This is a genomic window from Actinophytocola sp. NPDC049390 (genome assembly GCF_044466355.1).
In the GTDB taxonomy this organism is placed as follows: domain Bacteria; phylum Actinomycetota; class Actinomycetes; order Mycobacteriales; family Pseudonocardiaceae; genus Actinophytocola.
Window position 1 is genome coordinate 35,971 of record NZ_JBITMQ010000005.1, and the last position, 18,083, is coordinate 54,053.

16 protein-coding genes are annotated in these 18,083 nt (G+C 70.7%); 11 read left to right on the top strand and 5 right to left on the bottom strand.

All coding sequences use genetic code 11. The features are described from left to right. The first annotated feature begins 282 nt into the window (after positions 1-282). Genes ACIBVP_RS16510 through ACIBVP_RS16520 form a run of 3 tightly spaced genes read left to right on the top strand, consistent with a single transcriptional unit; the run spans position 283 to position 4,002 of the window. The gene (locus tag ACIBVP_RS16510; RefSeq protein WP_396106976.1) at positions 283-1,203 is read left to right on the top strand and encodes a cation diffusion facilitator family transporter; all 921 of its coding nucleotides are present in this window, start codon (positions 283-285) and stop codon (positions 1,201-1,203) included. A gap of 58 nt (positions 1,204-1,261) precedes the next feature. Next, positions 1,262-2,746, top strand: a complete 1,485-nt coding sequence (locus ACIBVP_RS16515) for an amino acid permease (RefSeq protein ID WP_396106977.1) — start codon at positions 1,262-1,264, stop codon at positions 2,744-2,746. Then, the gene (locus ACIBVP_RS16520) at positions 2,743-4,002 is read left to right on the top strand and encodes a glutamate mutase L (protein ID WP_396106978.1); all 1,260 of its coding nucleotides are present in this window, start codon (positions 2,743-2,745) and stop codon (positions 4,000-4,002) included. The genes ACIBVP_RS16515 and ACIBVP_RS16520 overlap by 4 nt, the downstream gene beginning before the upstream one ends. Here the strand turns inward: ACIBVP_RS16520 and ACIBVP_RS16525 are convergent. Then, positions 3,982-6,288: a hypothetical protein gene (locus tag ACIBVP_RS16525; RefSeq protein WP_396106979.1), complete on the bottom strand. Its 2,307-nt coding sequence runs from the start codon at positions 6,286-6,288 to the stop codon at positions 3,982-3,984. The two genes, ACIBVP_RS16520 and ACIBVP_RS16525, sit on opposite strands and share 21 nt — an antisense overlap. Positions 6,289-6,383: 95 nt before the next feature. On the opposite strand from ACIBVP_RS16525, the gene ahcY reads away from it, so the two are divergent. After that, positions 6,384-7,877 carry an adenosylhomocysteinase gene (ahcY, locus tag ACIBVP_RS16530; protein ID WP_396106980.1) on the top strand — a complete coding sequence of 498 codons (1,494 nt, stop codon included), beginning with the start codon at positions 6,384-6,386 and terminating at the stop codon, positions 7,875-7,877. A gap of 149 nt (positions 7,878-8,026) precedes the next feature. On the opposite strand, the gene ACIBVP_RS16535 is transcribed toward ahcY, so the two are convergent. Both ACIBVP_RS16535 and ACIBVP_RS16540 read right to left on the bottom strand, forming a co-directional pair. Further along, positions 8,027-8,596: a YdeI family protein gene (locus tag ACIBVP_RS16535; protein WP_396106981.1), complete on the bottom strand. Its 570-nt coding sequence runs from the start codon at positions 8,594-8,596 to the stop codon at positions 8,027-8,029. After that, positions 8,586-9,359, bottom strand: a complete 774-nt coding sequence (locus ACIBVP_RS16540; protein ID WP_396106982.1) for an META domain-containing protein — start codon at positions 9,357-9,359, stop codon at positions 8,586-8,588. Before ACIBVP_RS16540 ends, ACIBVP_RS16535 begins: the two co-directional genes overlap by 11 nt. A gap of 56 nt (positions 9,360-9,415) precedes the next feature. Here ACIBVP_RS16540 and ACIBVP_RS16545 point away from each other — a divergent pair, with 56 nt between their 5' ends. Beyond that, positions 9,416-10,159: a DUF1266 domain-containing protein gene (locus ACIBVP_RS16545; protein WP_396106983.1), complete on the top strand. Its 744-nt coding sequence runs from the start codon at positions 9,416-9,418 to the stop codon at positions 10,157-10,159. A 10-nt stretch (positions 10,160-10,169) separates the two neighbouring features. Beyond that, positions 10,170-10,802 (top strand): dTMP kinase, encoded by a 633-nt coding sequence (locus ACIBVP_RS16550; RefSeq protein WP_396106984.1) that lies wholly within the window; start codon positions 10,170-10,172, stop codon positions 10,800-10,802. An 18-nt stretch (positions 10,803-10,820) separates the two neighbouring features. On the opposite strand, the gene ACIBVP_RS16555 is transcribed toward ACIBVP_RS16550, so the two are convergent. Next, positions 10,821-11,300: a VOC family protein gene (locus tag ACIBVP_RS16555; RefSeq protein ID WP_396106985.1), complete on the bottom strand. Its 480-nt coding sequence runs from the start codon at positions 11,298-11,300 to the stop codon at positions 10,821-10,823. 152 nt (positions 11,301-11,452) lie between these two features. Here ACIBVP_RS16555 and mtrA point away from each other — a divergent pair, with 152 nt between their 5' ends. From mtrA to ACIBVP_RS16570, 3 genes are read left to right on the top strand one after another with little or no spacing between them, the layout of a single operon-like run. Then, on the top strand, positions 11,453-12,130 hold the full coding sequence (gene mtrA, locus ACIBVP_RS16560) for an MtrAB system response regulator MtrA (protein WP_075123969.1): 678 nt from the start codon (positions 11,453-11,455) through the stop codon (positions 12,128-12,130). A 13-nt stretch (positions 12,131-12,143) separates the two neighbouring features. Continuing rightward, complete coding sequence (gene mtrB / locus ACIBVP_RS16565) at positions 12,144-13,889, top strand: MtrAB system histidine kinase MtrB (RefSeq protein ID WP_396106986.1); 1,746 nt, start codon at positions 12,144-12,146, stop codon at positions 13,887-13,889. Then, a complete protein-coding gene (locus ACIBVP_RS16570) occupies positions 13,886-15,634 on the top strand; it encodes an LpqB family beta-propeller domain-containing protein (RefSeq protein WP_396106987.1) in 1,749 nt (582 codons plus the stop codon). The genes mtrB and ACIBVP_RS16570 overlap by 4 nt, the downstream gene beginning before the upstream one ends. A gap of 58 nt (positions 15,635-15,692) precedes the next feature. Here the strand turns inward: ACIBVP_RS16570 and ACIBVP_RS16575 are convergent, their stop codons facing one another. Next, a complete protein-coding gene (locus ACIBVP_RS16575; protein WP_396106988.1) occupies positions 15,693-16,307 on the bottom strand; it encodes a ComF family protein in 615 nt (204 codons plus the stop codon). 534 nt (positions 16,308-16,841) lie between these two features. On the opposite strand from ACIBVP_RS16575, the gene hpf reads away from it, so the two are divergent. Together hpf and ACIBVP_RS16585 are read left to right on the top strand one after the other, a co-directional pair. Then, complete coding sequence (gene hpf, locus ACIBVP_RS16580; protein WP_396106989.1) at positions 16,842-17,507, top strand: ribosome hibernation-promoting factor, HPF/YfiA family; 666 nt, start codon at positions 16,842-16,844, stop codon at positions 17,505-17,507. A gap of 99 nt (positions 17,508-17,606) precedes the next feature. Then, positions 17,607-18,068, top strand: coding sequence for a hypothetical protein (locus tag ACIBVP_RS16585; RefSeq protein ID WP_396106990.1), 462 nt, complete (start codon positions 17,607-17,609; stop codon positions 18,066-18,068). The last annotated feature ends 15 nt before the right edge of the window (positions 18,069-18,083 follow it).

Sequence of the window (18,083 nt, forward strand, 5' to 3'; positions counted from 1 at the left end):
GGCGCGGGCACCCGCCGTCCGCGGCGGCGCCCTCCCGCCCGTCCGCTCTGTGGTCGTCGCCCCCCCCCCCCCCCCCCCCCCCCCCCCCCACAACTCGTTGTGTCCGAAAACGCGACTCGCGGTGTCTGGGAACGCGACTCGCGGTGTTTGGGGGCGCGACTCGCGGTGTTCTGGGGCGTGACTCGCGGGTGAATCGGGGCGGGTGGTGAGACAGGGGGCGGGGGAAGTCTCTAGGCTGCTGTCGGCTTTGTGGCAATTCCGACCTGGCATGAGGAGCGAACGGTGAGCGCAGGGGGCGGTACCAAGGCGATTCTCGCGGCGTTGGGGGCGAACGCCGGGATCGCGGTGGCCAAGTTCGTCGGGTTCGCGATCACCGGGGCGTCGTCGATGCTCGCGGAGGCCGTGCACTCGGTGGCGGACACCTCGAACCAGGGCCTGCTGCTGCTCGGGCAGAAGACGTCCCAGCGCAAGGCCACCAAGGATCACCCGTTCGGTTACGGCCGCGACCGGTACTTCTACTCGTTCATCGTCGCGCTGATGCTGTTCACCCTCGGGTCCGCGTTCGCGATCTACGAGGGCATCCACAAGCTGCAGCACCCCGAGCCGCTGACGTCGCCGCTCGTCGCGGTCGTCATCCTGGTCGTCGCGATCGGCCTGGAGACCTACAGCTTCCGCACGGCGATCGTCGAGTCCCGCAAGATCAAGGGCGACGTCGGCTGGTGGGGCTTCATCCGCCAGTCCCGCACGCCCGAACTGCCGGTCGTGCTGCTGGAGGACGCGGGCGCCCTGTTCGGTCTCGTGTTCGCGCTGTTCGGCGTCGGCCTGGCGGTCATCACCGGCGACCCGGTGTGGGACGGCATCGGCACGCTCATGATCGGCGCGCTGCTCGGTGTGATCGCCGTCATCCTGATCATCGAGATGAAGAGCCTCCTGATCGGCGAGGGCGCCACGAACACCGAGCTCGACCGGATCGAGAACGCCATCGCGGGCGGCCGCGTGCAGCGCCTGATCCACATCCGCACGCAGTACATCGGCCCGGACGAGCTGCTGGTCGCGGCCAAGATCGCGCTCGAGCCGGGCCTGCCGCTCGCGGACGTGGCGAGCGAGATCGACGCGGCGGAGCAGCGCATCCGCGAGAGCGTGCCGGCGGCCCGCCTCATCTACCTCGAGCCCGACCTGGACCGCACGCCCGCCAACACCTGAGCCCGATCCGGCGTTATCGTCAGCTGTCGGAGCTGACGGTGATCGGGAGGGGTGTGACGTGCCGAGGTCGGGGTTGGCGCGGACGAAATCGGTCGAGCAGTCCATCAAGGACACCGACGAGCCGGGTTCCCGGCTGAGGAAGAACCTCAGCGCGTGGGACCTCACGGTGTTCGGCGTCGCGGTCGTCATCGGCGCGGGCATCTTCACGCTGACCGCCCGCACGGCCGGTGACCTGACGGGCCCGTCGATCTCGCTCGCGTTCGTGCTCGCGGCGGTCGCCTGCGGGCTCGCCGCGCTGTGCTACGCGGAGTTCGCGTCGACGGTGCCGGTCGCGGGCAGCGCGTACACGTTCTCGTACGCGACGTTCGGCGAGTTCGTCGCGTGGATCATCGGCTGGGACCTGGTGCTGGAGTTCGCGGTCGGCTCGGCCGCGGTCGCCACCGGCTGGTCGGAGTACCTGCGCACGGTGCTGGCGTACATGTTCGGCGACGGCGTGACGACGTCGTTCGACGTCGGCGGTGTCACCGTCAACTGGGGCGCGCTGCTGCTGGTGGTCGTGCTGACGTTCCTGCTGGCGGCGGGCACGAAGCTGTCGTCGCGGGTCAGCATGGTGATCACCGCCGTCAAGGTCGCGATCGTGCTGTTCGTGATCGTCTTCGGCTTCTTCTTCGTCAAGGCCGCGAACTACAGCCCGTACGTGCCCCCCGCCGAGTCGGGCGGCAGCGCGTCGACGGGCGTCGACCAGACGGTCTTCTCGTGGCTCGCCGGCGGCACCAGCTCGGCGTTCGGCGTGTTCGGTCTGCTGGCCGGCGCGTCGCTGGTCTTCTTCGCGTTCATCGGCTTCGACGTCGTGGCGACGACCGCCGAGGAGACGAGGAACCCGAAGCACGCGGTGCCGCGCGGCATCCTCGGCTCGCTCGCGATCGTGACCGTGCTGTACGTGCTGGTGTCGCTGGTGGTGACCGGCATGGTCCGGTACTCGGACCTGGCGACGGGCGAGGACGGCGAGCAGAAGACCCTGGCGACGGCGTTCGCGCTGAACGACGTGGACTGGGCCGCGAACGTGATCTCGGTCGGTGCGCTCGCGGGCCTGACGACCGTGGTGATGGTCCTGATGCTGGGCCAGGTCCGCGTGCTGTTCGCCATGTCCCGCGACGGGCTCCTGCCCCGCGCACTGTCCCGCACCGGTGAGCACGGCACCCCGGTCCGGGCGACGATCCTCGTCGGCGGTCTGGTCGCGGCGGCGGCCACGTTCTTCCCGGCGGGCAAGCTGGAGGAGATGGTGAACGTGGGCACGCTGTTCGCGTTCATCCTGGTGTCGGCGGGCGTGATGGTGCTGCGCCGCACGCGGCCGGACCTGCCGCGGTCGTTCAAGGTGCCCGCGCTGCCGGTGATCGGCGTGCTCGCGATCCTCGCGTGCCTGTGGCTGATGCTGAACCTGACGATCCTGACGTGGGTCAGGTTCTTCGTGTGGATGGCGTTGGGCGTGGTCGTGTACTTCGTGTACGGCAGGCGGCACTCGGTGCTGGGCAAGGAACAGTGACCTACCTCTGCGTGGACGTGGGGTCCACCTGGACGAAGGCCGCGCTGCTGGCCGAGGACGGCACCCTGCTGGGCACGGCCCAGCACGAAACGACCCCGCCGGAGGTGATGAACGGCGTCGCGGCGGTGACCGAGGCGCTGTCGGCCGGGGACGCGACGGTGCTGGCGTGCTCGTCGGCGGGCGGCGGCCTGCGGCTCGCGGTGGTGGGCCAGGAACGCCTGGTGAGCACGGAAGCGGGCCACCGCGTCGCGTTGTCGGCCGGTGCGAAGGTGGTGCACGTGTCGGCGGGCGAGCTGTCGAACGTCCACGCGCTGAGAGCGGCCCGCCCGGACGTGGTGCTGCTGGTCGGCGGCACGGACGGCGGCGACGAGAAGGTGTTGCTGCACAACGCGACCCGCCTTGCCCGCGCTCGCGTGACGGTGCCGATCGTGTTGGCGGGCAACAAGAACGCCCAACCGGCCGCGTTGTCCATACTGGAGGGACGCACGGTGGTCCCGACGGACAACGTGCTGCCGGACGTCGGTGAACTGTCGCCGGGCCCGGCGCGCGCGGCGATCCGCGAGGTGTTCCTGTCCCACGTCATCGGCGGGAAGGGGCTGTCCCGCGGCCCGCGCTTCCGCGACCTGGTGCGCACGGTGACCCCGGATGCCGTGCTGTCGGGCGTCGCGGTCCTCGCGGCCCAGGAGGAGGACGGCGCGGTCCTGGTGGTCGACGTGGGCGGCGCGACCACCGACGTCTACTCCGCTGTGTCCACAATGGACGACGCACCGTCGAGAACGGTGGCGCTGCCCGCCGACCGCCGGACGGTGGAGGGCGACATCGGCATGCGGGTGAGCGCGCCCGGCGTGGTCGCGGAAGCCATCGCGGAACGCCTGCTCCCGCCGGACACCGAGCTGGCGGAGCAGGCCCGCCGCCGCGGCGACAACGTCGACTTCGTCCCGGCGACGGACGAGGAGCGGAACACGGACCTGCGCATCGCCGAACTGGCGGCGACGATCGCGATCCGCCGCCATCTGCGGATGATCGACGGCCGGTTGGGGCCGAAGGGTGCGGCGACGCTGGTCCTGTCCGGCGGCGTCTTCCGCCACGCGACGTCCCTGGCGGGAACGGAAGCAGCGCTGAAACGCAACCTCGGCCCGGTCCTCAAGGACGCTCGGGTGGTGGTCGACCGCGAGGGCCGTCTCGGCCCGGCAGGCCTGCTGGCACAGGCGGGCCACCACGACACGGCGGCGGCGCTACTTGCCGCCGCCGAGTGAGAACAGCACCGGCGGCTCCGACGGGTCGAGCCCGGCGGCCATGGCCACGGCCCGGTCCCATTCCGGGTCCGACGCGTAGTTCGCGTGCCGCTGCAGCCCGGGCGTCCACCGCCGCCCGGGCACCGGTGCCGGCCGCGGGTCCGGCAGCCAGTGATCGAGTCCCAGCACCAGCGCCCCGTGCGGCCCCCGCTCCGCGGCGGCCAACGGGCCAGGCGTCCCGTCCGCCCGGAAACCCATGCCCAGCAACGAATCCTCGTAGACCTGCCGCCGCCACGTCGACACCGCGCCGCCCAGCGGGTCCGTGCCCCGGCACAACGACCGCCACCGCGTCCCCAGCTCCGCCGCGAGCGTGCCCATGGCCGAGAACGGCAGCACCGCGGGGAACGCCCGCGTGTACGCCCACTGCAACTGCGACCCGACCGTGACGACCCCGATCCGCCTGCGTTCCGGCTCGTTCAACGAGTTCAGCAACCGCGCCGCGGCGACCGCCACCAGCAGGCTGCCGTGGCTCTCGCCGATCAGCACGACGCGCGTCCCCGGCTCGGCCAGGTGCGACACGGCCCGCGCGGCCACCTCGGGCGCCACCTTCACGGCATAGCACGGCGGCACGATCGGGTGCGCCTCCCTCGGCCAGAAGCACGCCAGATCCGCCAGCACCCCCAGCTGCCGCCCGGACTCCGCCGCGCGCGCCGCGTTGTACACCGCGCGCAGCAGGCCGCCCGCGAGCGCGCCGAGCGCCAGCACGCCGACCGTCGACAGCGGCAGCAACCAGTCGGGCGTCGTGACGAACCGCAGGTAGATCGCCACGGCCGCACCCGCCGCCAGCGCGCCGGAGCACGCGAGCACCACGTGGTGCAGGTGCTGCCGGAACCACCCGGCCGTCCGCCACTCCCGCACCGGCGAGCCCAGCAGCCGCGCCTCCGCCGAGTCGATCGACCGCAGCTTGACCAGCGCGAACGGCACCGTCACCAGTGCGACGACCGCACCGAGCACCGCACCGGCGCCCCACAGCATCGTCACCGGCCCGTACCCGGCGGGCACCTCCATGCCGTCGGTGCCGAGCAGCTGCCGCACCGCGATGCCGAGGCCCGCACCGAAACCGCCGCCGAGGAGTGCCGCCACCGCGAGCACCGGCGCCGCCATCCAGCCACCGGCCCACGGCCGCAGCTCCCTCGGCCGGGCGCGCCACTCGCGTCGCGCGACGCGGGCGGCGGGCACCAGCAGCACGGCGAACACCACGACGACGACGATCAGCGCGGCGGCGATGGACTCCACGGTCTGCTCGGTGGCCGTCAACCGCAGCGGGTCGCGGCTCGCCGCGGCCGCCACCACGAGCAGCACGCCGATGAGGTACAGCACCCGGCGGCTCACCCGTCCGAGCGCGCCGCGCAGCCACGCGCCTGCCCTGCCGGGCGTCGCGCCGCGCGGGTCGTCCAGCAGCAGCACACCGGCGAACGCCACCACCAGCAGGATCAGGGCGAGCGTCCACAACGCGGCGGACAGCGGATCGTGCGGCACCGTGAACACGCCGCCGAGGGGGAGCAGCGCGACCGTCGCCAGCGCCGCCACCAGGTGGAGCGCCCGCAACGTCGGCGTGTCGGGGTCGGCGACCAGGTTCGTGCCGGGGAGCTGGACGCGCGCGTTGGGCGGGGTCGGCGGCGGGTTGCCCGGGTTGGACCCGGCGTCGACCTCCCACGCGACACAGGAGATGCGGTGCAGCACGTAGATCGTCAACAGCACGGGGAGCAGCCCGATCGCCGGGCGCACCAGGTACGTCTCCCGCAGCCAGTCCGGCACCGTGCCCGCGAGACACGGCGAGCCTGGCGCGAGGCACTGTGCCGCGAGCAGGTCGAGGCTCACCACCGCGGCCTGCGTGACGAGCAGGACGGTGAGAAGCACGGCGGCGAGCCGCAGTAGCGTCCGGCAGGCGACGCCCAGACCACGTGCCATGCGGTGCCCGCTGGGGATGGGCGGCAGCATCCAGTGCGCGACGTTGGCGAGGGCGAAGGGGAACAGCACCGCCCACGCGGCCTTGGCCCAGCCGCCCGAGGTCATGCCGCCCCAGGCGTAGCCCTCGACGACTCGCGGGATCGACTGTCCCTCGGCGCGCAGCATCGGCCCCGGCGCGGGACGCAGGAGGCGGTCGGCGGGCTGGACGATCCGGCCGAGGCCGTCGCCCGCCACGTCGACGGCGGCGACGGACGAGACCAGTGACTCCGGCCTGGTGCCCATCACCCCGTGCACACGCAGCTCGACGACGCGGGTGTCCGGCCCGGGCGGCAACAACCGGCGCCTCCTTTCAGGCTCGATGACCACTCCAGTCGATCAACTGTTGGTAACGGTAGTGTTCTGGAGGCAATTGAGTTTGGAGGATGCACGGGATGACCGCAGTAAATACCCAGGACGAGACCGTTGGCCGATACCTGCGGACGGTGGGCGACCTGGACTTCGCGGTGGCAGATCTGTCGCTGGCCGAGTTCGGGCGCAAGGAGATCCGCCTCGCGGAGCACGAAATGCCGGGTCTGATGGCCTTCCGGCGCGAATACGCCGAGGTCTACCCGCTTCGTGGCGCGCGGATCTCCGGCTCCCTGCACATGACCGTGCAGACCGCCGTTCTCATCGAGACCCTGGTCGCGCTGGGCGCCGAGGTGCGGTGGGCGTCCTGCAACATCTTCTCGACGCAGGACCACGCCGCCGCCGCCGTCGTCGTCGGGCCGCACGGCACGCCGGAGGAGCCCAAGGGCGTCCCGGTGTTCGCGTGGAAGGGCGAGACGCTCGAGGAGTACTGGTGGTGCACTGAGCGGATGCTCACCTGGACCGGTGAGAACACCGCCCCGAACATGCTGCTGGACGACGGCGGCGACGCGACGCTGCTGATCCACAAGGGCACGCAGTACGAGGCCGCGGGCGTCGTGCCGCAGCCGGAGGACAACGACCCCGAGGAATGGAAGATCATCCTCGAGACCCTCCGGAACTCGCTGGCCGCCGACAAGCAGAAGTGGACGCGCCAGGGCCAGGAGATCATGGGCGTCACCGAGGAGACCACCACCGGTGTCCTCCGCCTGTACCAGCTCGCCGCCGCGGGTGAGCTGCTCTTCCCGGCGATCAACGTCAACGACTCGGTCACCAAGTCGAAGTTCGACAACCGCTACGGCATCCGCCACTCGCTGGTCGACGGCATCAACCGCGGCACCGACGTGCTGATCGGCGGCAAGGTCGCGGTCGTCTGCGGTTACGGCGACGTCGGCAAGGGCGCGGCGGAGTCGCTGCGCGGGCAGGGCGCCCGCGTGATCGTCACCGAGATCGACCCGATCTGCGGCCTGCAGGCGGCGATGGACGGGTACGACGTGCAGCGCCTCGAGGACGTGCTCGACAAGGCCGACATCGTCATCACGACGACCGGCAACAAGGACATCGTCATGGCCGAGCACATGGCGAAGATGAAGCACCAGACGATCGTCGGCAACGTCGGCCACTTCGACAACGAGATCGACATGGCCGGTCTGCAGCGCTACCCGGGCATCCACCGGATCAACATCAAGCCGCAGGTCGACGAGTGGGTCTTCCCGGACGGGCACTCGATCATCGTGCTGTCCGAGGGCCGCCTCATGAACCTCGGCAACGCGACCGGCCACCCGAGCTTCGTGATGTCGAACTCCTTCTCGAACCAGGTGATCGCGCAGATCGAGCTGTTCACCAAGAACGAGGAGTACGACAAGGAGGTGTTCCGGCTGCCGAAGAAGCTCGACGAGAAGGTGGCGCGGATCCACCTCGAAGCGCTGGGCGGCCAGCTCACCAAGCTGTCCAAGGAGCAGGCCGAGTACATCGACGTCGACGTCGAGGGCCCGTACAAGTCGGACCACTACCGGTACTGATCTTTTCTGAGCGACAAGGCCGGCGCCCCGTTCGGGGAGCCGGCCTTGTGCGTACGAACGGTCCATTGCCCACGCCTGAACGCCGTTTCCCGTCGGTGGTCCCCGCTACGCTGGAATCCGGGGGCCGGAGGCCGCCATCGGAGACGGGCTCAGTGCAGGGTCTCGCCGCGTTCCAGCATCCCGACGAACTTCTCGATCCGGCGCGCACGGGTCTCCGGGCGTTTCGCCTCCTCCACGCGGTACAGGATCGCGTAGCGGTTCTGGCTCGTCAGCGTCTGGAAGAACGCCTCCGCCTTCGGGGACGCGGCCAGCGCCGCGGCGAGGTCGTCCGGCACCGTCGAAGTCGACGAGCTCGCGTACGCCGCCTCCCACCGGCCGTCCGCCTTCGCCGCCTCGACCTCGCGCAGGCCGCGCGGGAACATCCGGCCCTCGGCGATCAGGCGTTCCGCCGCCGCACGGTTGATCTTCGACCAGCGGGAGCGCTTGGTGCGCGGCGTGAACTTCTGCACGAACCACTGGTCGTCGACCCGGCGGGCGGTGCCGTCGATCCAGCCGTGGCGCAGCGCCTCCGCCAGCGCCCCGTCGTGGTCGACGGACTCGATCCCCGTGCCCTTCTTCGCGATCCGCAGCCACACGCCGGTGGTCTCGGCGTTGTCGGCCAACCAGGCCGCGAACGCGGCCTGGTCGGCGAACGTCATCTCGGGCAGCTCATTGGGCATGCAGTCCGATCCCCTTGCCGGACGGGTGCGTGAACGTCAACCGGTCGGCGGTGACCTCGAACGTCACCTCGTCCCGCAGCGCGTCCGCCACCGCCGTCTCACCGGCCATGATCTCAGGTGCGCACGCCATCAGCGTCGACGCACCCGGGGTGAACGTGATCGTGTCGCCCTCGATCACGTACTCGGCGGTGTAGCCGTTGCAGTGGGTGTCGGCGGTGACCTTCTTGCCGTCGAACACGAGCGTCACCTCGGGGGCGCCCGCCGCCGTGCTCGACGCGACGTCACCGTCGATCAGCGTGTCCAGCACCCACGTCGTGCCCTGCAGATCCCGTGGCATCGCGTCCTCCGCGGCCATGTCGAACACCGTCGTGCCGGAGCGGATCGTGAGGCGGCCGTCGGTCAGCTCCCACGTCGGGTTCGCCGACAGCACCCCGGCCACGAACTCGTCCTGGTCGTGACGGGCCGGGTCGCAGCCCATCTCCGTCATCGACAGGCCGCCGTCGACGGTCAGCGTGCCGTCGCCCGTGTCCACCTGGCCCTGCATGATGTTGCAGCCCGCGCGTGCGATCAGCCTGCCGTCGTCGGTGAACTCGACGGTCAGCTCGGTCCTGGGCGCGAGCTGCCTCGGCTTGCCGTCCTCGGTCACCGCCATGGCGACGAACGTCGTGCCGCGCAACGGGTCGGGCGCGGGCGCCTCCTGGGCCTGTGTCCGCGCCCCGCACCCGGCGAGGACCACCAACAGCAGCACCGCGACGATTCTCATGTCCCAAGGACGGAGTGAGCCGCCCGTCGCGTTGCACGTGGCTACACTCCGGCGGCGTGGTGGTCTGCGATCACGTCGAGGGGGTGGTCAGCGCCCCACAGGGCCCGTTCTGGGGGCCGCTGGCCCACGGCTTCGCCTGCGGTGCCCACATCCCCGTCCACGTCTCGAGCCCGTGGAACGCGCTGGACGACCCGGTCCACGACTACGCGCGGAACCGCGAGACGCTCGCCGACAGCTGGGGTGTGACGACGGCGGCGGACTGGTCGCGGCAGGTCGACTACCTGCTCGCGGGCATGAACGTCGGCCCGGAGGTCGACGCCGTGCTGGACGTGCGGCGCGTGCTGCTGCGTCATCAGGGCCACTACGACCTGCTGACCTGGGAGAACGCCGTCGCCACCTGGGCGCGTCGGCACGGCGGGGACGTCGACGAGATGGTCCGCCTCGCCGGCGTGGTCACGCGGTACGAGTCGCGCTTCCGCACCGACGGGCTGCTGCCGCACGACGGCATGGTCACGAGCGTCTTCGGCTACGACTTCGGCCGTGCCGTCAACATGGCCCGCTGGGGCTTCGGCGGCCGCTTCTGCGACTACCCGACCGCCGAGCGGATCGTGCTGCGCGCGGGCGAACTCTGCCGTCAGCACTACACGTCATGGGCCGACTTCAGCGCTGGCTACGCGCTCGGCCGGGTGATCCGGTTCGACGAGGAGCAGTACGGGCACATGTACGTCTCCGTGCTCGGGCCGCACCGGCTGCTGACGGGCGACCGGACCAGCCCGTGGTGGCACGTGCCGTTCGCATAGGGTGACCCGCGTGGGACGACTGATCGCGATCGAGGGCATCGACGGCGCGGGCAAGCGCACCCTCACCGACGCGCTCGACGGTGCGCTCGACGGCCGGGTCACGCGGCTCGCGTTCCCGCGCTACGGCGTGGACGTGCACGCGGACCTGGTCCGCGACGGCCTGCACGGCAGGCTCGGCCCGTTCGGCGACGAGGTGTACGGCATGGCCATGCTGTACGCGCTCGACCGCCGGGGCGCCGCCGCCGACCTGCGGGCCGCGCTCGACACGCACGACTTCGTCCTGCTGGACCGCTACGTGGCGTCCAACGCGGCCTTCGGCGCGGCCCGGGTGCACCAGGACGCGCGCGGTGAGTTCGTGCGCTGGGTGCGGGACATCGAGATCGACCGGTTCGGGCTGCCGGTGCCGCACGCGCACCTGCTGCTGCGCGTCGCCCCGTCGGTCGCGGCCGAACGCTCGACCCGCCGCGCGCTGGCGGACGCCGACCGGGGCCGCGACACGTGGGAGTCGGACGACGCGCTGCAGGCCAGGGTGGCCGCGGTGTACGACGGCCTGGCGGGCGACGGCTGGCTGGCCCCGTGGCACGTCGTCGACGGCACCACGGCCCCGGACGCGCACGAACTGGCGAAGAAACTCGCCGAATAGCCGGGGAGCGACAGGGACCTACGGAGCGCCCACCAGGTCGTCGCCCCAGCGGGCTATTTCCGCGGCGATGTCCAGGCGCGCGATGGTGGGGTTGGCCGTCATCTCGTCGGTGACGCGGTCGCGGGGGACGAACCACGAGATCTCGAACTCGAGGCCGTCCGGGTCCTTGCCGTACAGGGACTTCGAGACCGCGTGGTCCGACGAGCCGACCAGAGCGCCCACCTGGGCGAGCTTCTCCGCGAACTCCGCCAGTTCCGGCAGCGTTCCCACCGACCACGCCAGGTGGTACAGGCCCACCCCGGTGCCCGACATCTGGCCGTTGCCCCGGACGCCGAAGAGGCCGAGGTCGTGGTCGTTGTCGGACTCTGCGGCGCGCAGGAACGCGGCCGTCGGCCTGCGGTGGACCACGGTGAAGCCCAGGACGTTGGTGTAGAACGCGACGCTGCGGTCCACGTCGCGGACGTACAGCACGGCGTGGTTGAGCCGTCGGATGCCCATGGCCGTGCTCCTCCGTGCGTCCGGTTCAACCTTCAACAGATAGATTGCCGCGACCACCTGAAGCGTTACAACCGATCACTCGGAGTACGGAAACAGGACGAACCGGCCGGGTCTCGCGCACGCGGCCTTCACGAAGTGCGACCATGTAATACATGAAGGCACGTGTGCTGGTAGTGGACGACGACCCGGCCCTGGCCGAGATGCTGACCATCGTGCTGCGGGGCGAGGGCTTCGACACCGCGGTGGTGGCCGAAGGCAACCGGGCGTTGCCCGCGCTGCGCGAGCTGCGGCCCGACCTGGTCCTGCTCGACCTGATGCTGCCCGGCATCAACGGAATCGACGTGTGCAAGGCGATTCGCGCTGAGTCGGGTGTGCCGATCGTCATGCTGACGGCCAAGAGCGACACCGTCGACATAGTGCTGGGCCTCGAGTCCGGCGCCGACGACTACGTCGTCAAGCCGTTCAAGCCGAAGGAACTGGTCGCGCGGGTGCGCGCGCGACTGCGCCGCACCGACTCCGAGCCCGCCGAGATGCTGTCCATCGGCGACCTCACGATCGACGTGCCCGGCCACGAGGTCACCCGTGACGGTGTCGCCATCCAGCTCACGCCGCTGGAGTTCGACCTGCTGGTGGCGCTGGCGCGCAAGCCGCGTCAGGTGTTCACCCGCGAGGTGCTGCTCGAGCAGGTCTGGGGCTACCGGCACGCGGCGGACACCCGGCTGGTCAACGTCCACGTGCAGCGGCTGCGGTCCAAGGTCGAGACCGACCCGGAGCATCCCGAGGTGGTGTTGACGGTGCGCGGGGTGGGTTACAAGGCCGGCCCGCCGTGATCGGAAGGTCCAGATGAAGCGGTTCTTCCGCGCGGTCGCCCGCCACGGCGCCCGCGCGGTCGCTTTCGGGCAGCAGCGCGCCGTGTACTTCGGCGAGCTGTGGCGGCGCTCCCTGCAGGTGCGGGTGGTCGTGTCGACGCTCGCGCTCTCCTCGGCCGTGGTGTTCGTGCTGGGCATGGTGCTCCAGAACCAGATCACCAACCGCCTCCTCGAGACGAAGGAGGAGGCGGCGGTCGCGGCCACCCGCGACGCGGTGGTGGTGGCGCAGCGGGAGCTGACCGGTGTCAACTACGCGGTCGACGACGTCCGCCCGCGGCTGACCCAGGCGCTGAACAAGCTGACCAGCTCGAGCCCGAACACCGACACGGCCAGCTCGTCGGCGGGCACGTTCGAGCCGGTGCTCGCCAGCAAGCCGCCGATCTCGGCCGACGACGAGGCCATGATCACCGCGGGTCCGTACGCGGACGTGCCGGAGAGCCTCAAGCACTTCGTCGAGAACCGCAGGCTCGCGGTGCAGATCCACACCGTGGACCGGCCGTCGGGGCGCACCACGTTCCTGATCGTCGGCGCGCCGTTCGGGTCCGGCCAGGAGCCGATGCAGCTGTACATGCTGTACCCGATGACCGCGGAGCAGTCCACGATCGGCGTCGTGCAGAGCACGCTGCTCGTCGGCGGGCTCGTGCTGCTGTTGCTGCTCGCTGGCATCGCGAACCTCGTGACCCGTCAGGTCGTGCGGCCGGTCCGCAGCGCGGCGCAGGCCGCCGAACGGTTCGCGGGTGGCGAGTTGGACGAACGCATGGTCGTCGTCGGCGAGGACGACGTTGCCCGACTCGCCCAGTCGTACAACGAGATGGCCGAGAGCATCCAGCGGCAGATCAGCCAGCTCGAGGAGTTCGGCACGCTGCAGCGCCGCTTCACCTCCGACGTGTCCCACGAGCTGCGCACCCCGTTGACGACCGTGCGGATGGCCGCGGACGTGCTGCACGCGTCCCGCGAGCAGTTCCCGCCCGGCCTCGCCCGCTCCACCGAGCTGCTGGTCGACGAGCTCGACCGGTTCGAGTCACTGCTCGGCGACCTGCTGGAGATCAGCCGTCTGGACGCGGGCGTCGAGGAGCTCGTCGCCGAGTACATCGACGTCCGGCCCATCGCCGTGCGCGCCGCCCAGGCCGTCGCCACGATCGCACGCAACGCGGGCAGCGAGATCATCCTCGACCTGCCGGAGGACGAGGCGGCCGCCGAGGTCGACTCGCGCCGCATCGAACGGATCGTGCGCAACCTGCTCGCGAACGCCGTCGACCACGGCGACGGTCACCCGGTCCGGCTGCGCATGGCCGTCGACGGCAAGGCGCTGGCCGTGACCGTCCGCGACTACGGCGTCGGTCTGCGCACCGGTGAGGCCGACCTCGTGTTCAACCGGTTCTGGCGCGCCGACCCGTCCCGCAACCGCCACACCGGCGGCACCGGCCTCGGGCTCGCGATCAGCCTCGAGGACGCCCGCCTGCACAGCGGCGGCCTCGACGCGTGGGGCGAGCCGGGCAAGGGCGCGTGCTTCCGGCTGACGCTGCCGCGCCGCCAGGGCGTCGAGTACACCGGCAACCCGCTCCCGTTGCCGCCACCGGACGCCGACGTGCCCTCCGCCGACGTCGAACCCCGTGAGGGCGACGCCGTGCGGGTCACGGTCGCCACCGCGGCCACCGAGCCCGAACCGGCGGAACAGGAACTCGAACCACCGGCCCCCGTCTGGGAGGAGGCACGATGAGACGCCGCCTGCGCGTCGGCCTGCTCGCCGGCGCCGTGCTCCTCTTCTCCGGCTGCGCGAACATCCCGGAAGAGTCGACGCCGCACGCCGTGCGCGACAACCAGCCGCTCGTCACCGAGGCCGCCGAACGTCCGCCGACGGCGAACCTCAACGCGTTCGACCTCGTGCGCGAGTTCGTGAAGCGTTCGGGCAACCCCGAGGCCGCGGCCATGTACCTCACGGAGAGGGCCAAGGCCGACTGGCCGGCGGACAGCAAGCCGTACGTCGTCCACGACACCTTCAGCACCGTGCCGCTGTCCAACGACGACCAGAAGGAGTCCGGTGAGGACCAGGGCGGGGTCGAGGAGGGAAGCGTCGTCGTCGTGCTGCGCGTGACCCAGCTCGGCAGGCTCGGCCCCGACAACGCGTTCGTCCCGCGGATCGGCACGCCCGAGTTCAAGGTCGACGTCGTGCGCGAGAACGGCCAGTGGCGCATCGACGACCCACCGGACGACGTCTACGTGCCGTACGCGTACTTCAAGACGAGCTACCGCCCCGTCACCGTGTACTACTTCGACCCGGACCTGCGCATCACCGTCCCCGACCAGCGTTACGTGCCCGCCGCGCCCGCGGCCGGTCTGCCGGACCGCGTGGTCAAGGTCCTGCTGTCCGGTCCGTCGGACTCGCTGCGCCGCTCGGTCGAGTCCCCGCTCGAGGGGATCAGCGCCCGCACGAACGTCGTGCCCGACACCGACGGCACGCTCGTCGTCGACCTCAACCCGGTCGGCGACAAGAGCAAGGAGCAGCGCGAGAAGATCGCCGCCCAGATCGTCCTGTCGCTGCAGACGGTCACGTCCAGCCGCCTCCGCATCAAGGGCGACAACCAGGACCTGATCCCGGGCCACGGCGACTGGCGCCTGTCCGACATCAAGCAGTACGACGCCGCCACCAAGCCCGGTTCCGACCAGCAGGGGCTGATCGTCTCCGGCGGCAGGCTCCGCGACCTGCGCGACGGCAAACCGGTCCCCGGTCCGGCAGGCGACGGCCAGTACGACGTCGTCAGCGCGGCCCAGTCCATCGACGGCGAGCAACTCGCGGTCGTCACCAGGTCCGGCGGCAAGCTGAGCCTGCGCGTCGGCCGTTACGGCGAGCAACTGCAGGAGATCGCGCTGGACGCCTCGTCCATGTCGAGACCGACGTGGCGGGTGTCCACCGGCGACCAGGAAGCCAGCGAGGTGTGGACCGTCGAGGACGGCAACGTCGTCCGCGTCGTCCGCGCCGGTGACGAGACGTGGCGCTCGGTCGAGGTCAACGCGTCGGCACTGAACGAGAACTTCGGCGACATCACCCACCTGCGCCTGTCCCGCGACGGCACGCGGGCCGCGATCGTCACCAGCAGGGGCTGGGTCGTGCTCGCCGCCGTGGTCCGGGACAAGGACTCGGTCAGCCTGTCGCTGCCGCGCACCCTGTCGCCCACCATCATCGTCAACGCCGTCGGTGTCGACTGGCTGAACCAGCACACGCTCGTGGTCGCCACCGGCCAACCGCAGATGCCGGTGATCAACCTGTCGCTGGACGGTCTCACCATCGACATCTACGACCCGAACAACCTCCAGTTGCCCGTCCGCGCGGTCACCGCGGCCCCGGACCGCGACGTGGTCGTCACGGACAGCGCCGCCGTGTCGCGGGTGTCCGGCCTCGGGCAGGTGTGGCACCGGCTGCAGAACGGCCAGGGCCCGAGCGCGATCCCGTTCTACCCGGGCTGAGGGCCAGGCATCGGTTCGCTCCTTTCGTCTCGGGAAACGGTTTGGGGGCGCGAGGCTCTTACGTGGCCGTGAACGCCAGCACGGTCACCTCCTCGCTGCCCCGCCGCCGCAACGCGGCCACGCAGGCGGCGGCCGTCGCGCCGGTGGTGATCACGTCGTCGAGCAGGACGGCGGCCCGCGGCGCGGGCCCCGTGCACCACAACCGGCCACGCAGGTTCGCCACCCGCGCGTCCTGGTCCAGGCCCACGGAGTCACGCGCTCGGCCGGACAACCGCAGTACCGGTGCGACAGTCGCCCGGTGTCCCGCGTGGACCAACGCCGACGCGCAGGCCCGCGCCACCGCCGTCATGTGCTGCCCGTACCGCGCACGGGCGGCCGCCGGCCGGGACGGGGTGGGCACCACGACGTACGGTCCTGCTCGGACGGTGGGCAGGGCGCGGGCGAACGCCCGTCCAAACGGCACGGACAGCTCGTGGCGCCCCCTCTCCTTGTAGGCCAGCACCGCGCGGCGTGCCGCGCCCTCGTACCCCGAGAGGGCGTACGCGGCGCCGAGGCCGGGGCGCGGCACCGGGCGCACCTTCAGCGAGCCGGCGCACCCGGCGCACCAGTTGGTGGCCGGGGTGTCGCAGCCGGCGCAGCGGTTGGGCAGGACCAGATCGAGTATCGAACGCATGATCGACATGATGCCTCAGGGCACCGACAAAAGGCGAGGAAAAGCCAAGCCACGGAAGGAGGAACCGTGGTCGCCGAGAGTCGCGCCGACGCGGGTGTTTCACCGGTCGGAAGAAGGTGGATACCTCCTTCCGAGTGAACTTGTTCGGGGAACTTCGATCATCCGAAGATCGTTGGACAGGTATGGAAGGCACGTTCAGTCGATCACCGTGGAAGGCGACCGTGCCTGGTCCGGCAGGCCGAGCGCGATGCGCGCGTCCCGCCGGGGAGTCCTCGCGTGCGGAAGGGGGCCACGTTGCGCTCAGTAACACGATCGGGACGGGCAAGTTCCCCCGCCGAGGGGGCTTTTGCAAAGGCACAACGCGAGATAACGTCTCGGCATCAGCTTTCCCGGTTTTCGCAGGGAGGAGGCGAGTAGCCATGTCCCTGGCGCCGGTGGGTCGCTGAGGAGGGGGAGCCCCTCAGCCTCCTGGAGAATCCGATTTCCGGCGCCGCTGTTCGCTCACTATCTCGCTGTTGGCGAGGGAGGTTGTGTATGGACATCGTCGTTAAAGGCCGCAACGTCGAGGTGCCCGATCACTACCGAGTGCACGTCGAGGAAAAGCTGACCAGGCTCGAACGCTACGACCGCAAGGTGATCCGGTTCGACGTGGAGCTCTTCCACGAACCCAACCGCAGGCAGTCGAAGAACTGCCAGCGCGTGGAGATCACCGGCAAGGGCAGGGGCCCGGCCGTACGCGCGGAAGCATGTGCGGGCGACTTCTACGCCGCGCTCGACGCGGCAGTCACCAAGCTAGAGAACCGGCTACGCAGGCTGCATGACCGCAGGCGCGTGCACTACGGACGCCGGAGTCAGACCTCCGTCGCGGAAGCCACCGCGCACACCTCCACCGAACTTTCCGCGCTGCCCGCCACGAACGGGCGCGCGCAGACCGCGGTGCTGCCCGCGCGAACCGAGCAGGCCGTAGGCCTCCCCGAGGTACCCGCCCAGCGCTGGGAAAGCGCTGAGGAGGACAACCTCCCCGGCAGGATCGTCCGGGAGAAGGAGCACCCGGCGAAGCCCATGACCGTCGACCAGGCTCTCTACCAGATGGAGCTGGTCGGCCACGACTTCTTCCTCTTCCATGACGCCGATGCCGACAAGCCGAGCGTCGTCTACCGCAGGAGGGGCTTCGACTACGGCGTGATCAGGCTGGTCTGACACGAACCGCGACAAGCCCCTGGACAAGCCGGTCCGGGGGCTTTCGCGTGTGCGCGGCCGATGCGCTCCCTGTGGCGGACGTGGCTAGGGTGCCACCTCATGTGCAAGAGCAAGATCATCGCCGTCGTGTTGGGGACCACCGCTCTTCTCGGTGTGAGCGCGTGCGGAAGCGATGAACCGCGGGACAGCGCCACACAGGAGCGGGCCGGGCAGCAGGAGACCGCGACCGAGGACACCTCGGCGGCGGACGCCGAGAACAAGGCGCAGAACGCCGACGAGTTGGCCGAGGACGTCGAGATCGTCACGTGCGGCGAGGGGGACGCCATCGGCGTGAGCGCGACCGTCGAGGTCACGAACTCCCTCGACGAGCCGATGGAGTACATCGGCACCATCAAGTTCCTGGACGCCTCCGGTGCCGAGCTCACCGACGGCATCTTCAACACCGGCACGCTCGAACCGGGCCAGATCGGGACCGAGGAGGTCCCCGGCGCGAACGTCTACGAGAAGGTCGCGAAGTACACCTGCGAGCTGGTCGAGGTGAAGATCGACGAGCCGGTCTAGGCAGCCCGGTGCGCG